The sequence below is a fragment of the Streptomyces sp. AM25 genome (genome assembly GCF_058146165.1).
Genome location: NZ_JBKIWN010000110.1, coordinates 1 through 5,767, shown reverse-complemented (window position 1 = coordinate 5,767; position 5,767 = coordinate 1). Strand labels below are relative to the sequence as shown.

Genomic DNA, 5,767 nt, shown 5'->3' with positions numbered 1-5,767 from the left:
GCTGGTGAACCCCACGTGAATAACCCTCAGGCATCCGCATTGCGCAGGGCCACAGTCTCCATTTGGCGACCGGCTGACAACATTTTTCACGTAATGAGCCTTTTTCATCCTCCGAATCTGCAGGTCAGTGGCCTGACGAGCCGTCAACACTCAGTCCGCTGACCTGCAGATTCGGAGGATGAAAAAGGCTCACGGACGCGGCTACGGTGCTCTCGCGCCGTGTGCCGAACAACGAGACCGAGCTGATGGAACTGCTCGGAGACCTCCTTGCGCTTGCCAGCGGCGATCCGGTCACGTGGGCCGTGGACCTGAATGCGGGTGGTGCCGCGCTGTGGATCGCGCTGCTGGGCAACCAGGGGCCGAAGCTGATCTCTACGTCCCTGGCCGGACCGTGCACCACGTCTCGGCCGCCTACCGGGGCAGCGGGAAGACGGATTGGGAAGGACGCCTTTGTCATCGCGGACACCGCCCGCATGCGCCGCGACCTGCAACCACTGGAGCGGACCGGCGAGATCGCGACGGACCTTCGGATCCTGACCGCCGCATCATGGACCTGTCGGCCGACCGCACTCGCGCGAACAACCGGCTCCACTCCCAGATGCTGGAGTACTTCCCGGCCCTGGAGCGGGCCTTCGACTGCAGCGTCTCCAAGAGCGCGCTGATCCTGCTGACGGGCTACCAGACCCCGGCCGCCCTGCGACGCATCGGCCGGAGCCGGCTGACGGCCTGGCTGAAGAACCACGGTGTCCGCACCATCAACGCGGCGAAGAGCGCGGCGGATGCTGCAGTCACCGCCGCTGAAGCCCAGTTCACTGCCGTCCCCGGGGAGAAAACGGCCGCGAAGATGGTCCACACCCTGGCCAGGGAGGTGATGGCCCTCGACCAGGAGATCTCCGAGCTTGAAGCCCTGATCGAGGGCCGGTTTCGCGAGCATCCCGACGCCGCAGTGATCACCAGCATTCCCGGCATCGGCGACATGCTCGGCGCCGAGTTCATCGCTGCCACCGGCGGCGACATGGCCGCCTTCGGCAGCCTCGACCGCCTCGCACCCGTCCCCCGCGATTTCGGCGAGATCAGCGGCAACCTGCGCCGCCCTCGCCGCTACAGCCGAAGGCTCCTGCGGACGTTCCACCTCTCCGCCCAGGTCGCCGCCATGCACTGCCCCATCTCCAAGACGTTCTACCGGCGCAGGCGCGACGAAGGGAAGTCCCACAAGCAGGCGATCCTGGCCCTCTCCAGACGCCGCCTCAACGTGCTCTGGGCCCTCATACGCGACAACCGGACCTTCGAGGCAGCCGCTCCCCCACCCGCTGCCGCGGCGCAGTAGACGCATCACAAAGCGTCACCCCCCTGGCTTGACAACATCATTGATCAGTTTCCATCCTGATCTCTGCTGGTCAACGGTGCTGGTGTGGGGCGAAGTTGACGTGCTCGCGCTGGTCTCGGGGATGATCGCTAGCAGGTGATCGTCTGCCGTGGGCGGTTTCTTGCGTACTCCGGCGACGCGATGGGACTCCTCATAGGTTCCTGCGGCGGGAGGGATCTGCATGGTGGACGTGCTGACGTGGACGGTCGAGCGGCGGGTTCAGCTGGCCGAGCGGGCCGAGCTGCTGCGTAAGGAACTGGCCGAGATCGACGCGGAGGTGGCCCGGCTGGAGGCGGCCGAGGTGGTGTTCGGGCAGTGGGCCGAGGCGACGGATGGCGGACGGCAGCCCTCGGGCAGATAGCGTCCCGCCAGTTGGTGCAGCCGATCAGGTTGAGGGCGTGTTCGTGGTGTCGGGTAGTGCGGGGGCGCTTCCGGGGAGCTCGGCAGGGTAGATGTCCATGCTCCCCTCCGGCAGGTAGCGGCGGGGGAAGGCGATCCATTCGTCGTGGAGTTCGAAGAGCACGGCGGTGACCAGCCGCAGCAGCGCATCGTCGTTGGGGAAGACCTGGACGACGTCGGTGCGGCGCTTGACCTCGCGGTTGAGCCGTTCCAGCGGGTTCGTCGACTGGATCTTCTTCCAGTGGCGCTCCGGGAACGCGGCGAACGCGGTCAGGTCCTCTTTCGCCTCCAGCAGCATCGCCTTGACCTTGGGAAACTGGGTTCCGAGCATGTCGGCGACCGTGTCGACCTGGGCCCGTACCGCGTCGGCGGTGGGCTGGGCGAAGATCGTGCGGATCGTCGCGGCGACCATCTCCGCCGCCTCCCGCGGGATGACACTGAAGACATTCCGCAAAAAATGAACACGACAGCGCTGGTAGGCGGCGCCGAGCATGACCTTCCCGGATCGCCTTGACCAGGCCCGAGTGGTGATCCGCGAGCACGAGGCGGACGCCCGTGAGCCCGCGTTCACGCAAGGAACGCAGGAACCCGGTCCAGAACACCTCGGTCTCGCTGTCGCCGACCATCACCCCGAGGACCTCGCGGCCGCCGTCCTCGGTGATGCCGGTGGCGATCACCACGGCCCTGGAGACGATCTGGTGGTTCACCCTGGCCTTGCAGTAGGTCGCGTCGAGGTACATGTAGGGGAACCGGACATGGTCCAGCGGCCGGTTACGGAACGCGACCAGCTGGCCGTCCAGGTCCGCGCAGATGCGGGAGACCCCGCTCTTGGAGATGCCGGTGTCGGCTCCGAGGGCCTTTACCAGGTCGTCGACGCTGCGGGTGGAGACGCCGTGGACGTAGGCCTCCATGATGACCGCGTACAGGGCCTGGTCGATCCGGCGCCGTCGTTCCAGCAGGCTCGGGAAGAAGGTCCCGGACCGGAGCTTGGGGATGGCCGGCTCCAGGTCGCCGGCCTGGGTGGTCAGCGTCTTGCCCCGGTGGCCACTGCGATACGCGGTACGGCTGTCGGTGTGCTCGTTCCACTCCGCGCCGACCCTCGCGGTGGCCTCGGCCTCGATCAGCTCCTGCAGCATCCGCTCGGCCACGGAGCGGACCAGTTCCAGTCCGTCCGCCGAACGCAGTGACTCCAGCAGGCGAAGTAGGTCATGCTGGGACAGAGCCACCGTGCACCTCCATGGTTGAACTGGGCGTTCACTACGGAGAGTTGCACGGTGGCCGACCCATGCTCAGGGAGCGCGAAACTCCTGCGGGAGTGCGCCCCGGAGCGAGCCCGCGCACACCTCGACCTTGATCGGCTGCACCAACCGGCGGGACACGATCGTCTTGGGCGGTCAGGGGCCCCGTTCAGTGTCTAACTAACGAACCGGGCCACGAATCAGACGTGTTCCCGGTCACGTTCTCGGAACGGGTGTCACGAGGAGGGGGCGGATGACGCCTACATTATTTATGTCAGGGGTTATATATACCTGAGGTAGGACATGAGAAAGCCCCCTCCCAGGAGAGGGGGCTTCAGTCAGTGGTGCAGTGTTCCCTTGAGTCAGTGCTTGGTTGCCTTCTCGAAGGCTTCACGGATGTCAGCCGACACTCGGCCCCGGTCATTCACGTCGTAGCCGTTCTCCTTGGCCCACGCCCGGATCTTCGCGGTGTCGGGGTTGCCGACGGACGCGACGATGCGGCCGGTCGGCCTCTTCCTGCCCCTGCCCTGCTTGCGGGCGACCTTCATGAATGGAGCAAGAGACTCAAGCAGCTGCTCGTAGCTGTCGGCGCCAAGGTCGATTTCGTATGTCACACCGTCCAGAGAGAACGTGTGAGTTGCCGCTTCCTGCGACTCTTCACCGGTCAAGTCATCGGTGTAGATGGTGACGATCTTCTGTGCCATGTAGGGGATTATAGACGCCCAGAGACAACTGTTGCACACAGGATTTACGCAAGAAAAATCCCCCCTTTGTGAGGGGGATTTCCCGCAAAGCGCGCGAGACTGTCGCACTATGCCCCGGCCTGTCCGGCTTGGCCAACGTGCAACGCCCACCTGTCTTACCAGGCAGCGCAGCACGGGGGTGGCCTCACGGCTTGAGGACCACGCCGGTTGATGACTCGCCTGGTATTGAGGCGAAACTGTTTGGTTTCCTATGTGATCGTGTAGCGGACGTGGCGGGCGTGGAAGTAGCCGCGGACGATGCGGGGTTGCTTCTGGCGGCGGTGGAGGAAGCGCCGGGTCTCGTGGGCGAGGTCCTCTGCCGAGCGGGCACGGGCGGCGTGGACGTGGCGTTTGATGTCGGCGTTCAGCAGTTCGTCGGGGTTGAGTTCGGGGCTGTAGCCGGGCATCAGGTGCAGCTCGACGCGTTCGCTGTTCGCCTCGAGCCAGGCGGTCACGGCCTTGCTGCGGTGGACGGGGTGCCGGTCGGCGATCACGTGGACTTTCCGTCCGGCCTGGCGGGCGAGCCGGTCCAGGAAGGCGGTGAACACGTCCGCGGTGAACTTCTCCGTGAACACCGTGAACCACAGCGTGCCGCGAGAAGCGATGGCCGACATGATGTTGACCCGGAAGCGGCGTCCGTTGACCCGCACGATGGGGGTCTGTCCCCTCGGGGCCCATGAGCGTCCGGGCGGAGCCGTGTCCGAGCGCAGTCCGCACTGGTCAGCCCAGGCCACCACCGCGTTCTCCGCCTTCGCACGGGCGGCGACCGCGGGGTACTCATCGGCGAGCCAGGCATCGACTTTTCCCTGGCCCTGGCGGTAGGAGCGGCGGTCGGGCCGCTGCGGGGAGAAACCGTGCCGGCGCAGCCATTTGCCCACGCCCTGCTCGGTCATGCGGACTCCGACGACCATCCGGACCAGCTCGGCGACCAGACGGCGGGTCCACAGCGGGCCGCCGATCAGCAGTTCCCCAGGCGTGTAGTCGGCCAGCGCACGGAACAGCACTCCACGGTCTTCCGCGCTGACCAGCTCGCCAGGCCCGGTCCGGGACTTGACCGGTGCCGCGAGGGCTTCCCGCCCGCCCGCCTTGTACTTACGCCACCAGGTACCCGCCGACCGCTCGGAGACCCCGAACATCTCCGCCGCCCGCCGGTACCCGCGTACCTGCCCCGCCTCCAGCGCCGCCACCACACGCAACCGCAGCACTTCCTGCCCCGCCGGCGACAACCGCCGCCCACCACCCGACCCGATCACACACCCTCAACAGGCAAGGCAACCAAAGAGTTTCGACTCAATAGTCGCGGACCGCGTCCCTCAGCGCGTCGGCGCCCCACACCGCGCCGTCCAACAGATGCTCGAACGGGCGCGGTGCCGGATACCCGGCATGCTCAGCCAGGCCCCACGAGTAGTTCTTCTTCGGCACGTCAGCCAGCAGAGCACGCGCGAAATCACCGAACACCCGCCGCGGCTCAGGCCTGTTGAACAGCCAGCCCAGACCATCCGTCAGAACACGCAGGTCAGCATCCCAACCGGCCACATCCTCGGCAGTCACAGACATCACCATGCCACGACCGACGCCCCAGGGAAGTCTGGTTTTGGGAGGGGTGGGTGCCAGCCGGCCCGGGGGTGTTCGGACCATAAATCCTTTAAGGGCTGGCATGTCGCGATGACTTTCCGTGAAAGCGTGCTTTGCTTCTGGAAATCAGCGCCCGCTTCTCAGTGGCAGCTGGCCCGGAGGGGGATTCTCAGAACGCAAGAAGGAGTGACATGTCGGTCTACACCTCACAGCCGGCCTTCGTACAGTCGGCACAGAGGACCCCTATCAGCACCGCTGCCCCCTATGGGCAGTTGCAGCTGTTCGCCCAGCAGCCTGCACTGCTCCCGCAGGTGCAGGCGCCTGCCGCCAGTGGTCAGGACCCCACGCAGGGGCAGCTTCCCCTGCTGGTGTCGGAGCTGTCGATGCGGTGTGCCACCACCGCGGTGACCGCCCTGGTCGAGCAGATGCGCTTCGACCCGCAGATC

At 66.2% G+C, this 5,767-nt stretch carries 6 protein-coding genes and 1 pseudogene; 3 read left to right on the top strand and 4 right to left on the bottom strand.

All coding sequences use genetic code 11. The annotated features are described in order from the left end of the window. Positions 1 to 547 precede the first annotated feature (547 nt). Positions 548 to 1,327 carry a transposase gene (locus ACLHRZ_RS37000; RefSeq protein WP_490422972.1) on the top strand — a complete coding sequence of 260 codons (780 nt, stop codon included), beginning with the start codon at positions 548 to 550 and terminating at the stop codon, positions 1,325 to 1,327. A 220-nt stretch (positions 1,328 to 1,547) separates the two neighbouring features. Beyond that, on the top strand, positions 1,548 to 1,727 hold the full coding sequence (locus tag ACLHRZ_RS36995) for a hypothetical protein (protein WP_490422971.1): 180 nt from the start codon (positions 1,548 to 1,550) through the stop codon (positions 1,725 to 1,727). Positions 1,728 to 1,751: 24 nt separating this feature from the next. Here the strand turns inward: ACLHRZ_RS36995 and ACLHRZ_RS36990 are convergent. From ACLHRZ_RS36990 to ACLHRZ_RS36975, 4 genes and pseudogenes are all read right to left on the bottom strand, one after another. Continuing rightward, positions 1,752 to 2,991, bottom strand: a pseudogene (locus ACLHRZ_RS36990) (IS256 family transposase). 374 nt (positions 2,992 to 3,365) lie between these two features. Beyond that, the gene (locus ACLHRZ_RS36985; RefSeq protein WP_490422970.1) at positions 3,366 to 3,707 is read right to left on the bottom strand and encodes a histone-like nucleoid-structuring protein Lsr2; all 342 of its coding nucleotides are present in this window, start codon (positions 3,705 to 3,707) and stop codon (positions 3,366 to 3,368) included. A 248-nt stretch (positions 3,708 to 3,955) separates the two neighbouring features. Next, the gene (locus ACLHRZ_RS36980) at positions 3,956 to 4,951 is read right to left on the bottom strand and encodes an IS630 family transposase (RefSeq protein ID WP_490422969.1); all 996 of its coding nucleotides are present in this window, start codon (positions 4,949 to 4,951) and stop codon (positions 3,956 to 3,958) included. An 85-nt stretch (positions 4,952 to 5,036) separates the two neighbouring features. After that, positions 5,037 to 5,297, bottom strand: a complete 261-nt coding sequence (locus ACLHRZ_RS36975; protein WP_490422968.1) for a hypothetical protein — start codon at positions 5,295 to 5,297, stop codon at positions 5,037 to 5,039. A 215-nt stretch (positions 5,298 to 5,512) separates the two neighbouring features. Between ACLHRZ_RS36975 and ACLHRZ_RS36970 the strand changes: the two genes are divergently transcribed. Then, positions 5,513 to 5,767, top strand: a 255-nt coding sequence (locus ACLHRZ_RS36970; protein WP_490422967.1) for a hypothetical protein, incomplete at its 3' end; no start/stop codon positions are given.

Excerpts from the sequence above, each read along its gene's own strand:
- ACLHRZ_RS36995 (WP_490422971.1), top strand. The coding sequence starts at position 1,548 with ATGGTGGACGTGCTGACGTGGACGGTCGAGCGGCGGGTTCAGCTGGCC.
- ACLHRZ_RS36985 (WP_490422970.1), bottom strand. The coding sequence starts at position 3,707 with ATGGCACAGAAGATCGTCACCATCTACACCGATGACTTGACCGGTGAA.
- ACLHRZ_RS37000 (WP_490422972.1), top strand. The coding sequence starts at position 548 with ATGGACCTGTCGGCCGACCGCACTCGCGCGAACAACCGGCTCCACTCC.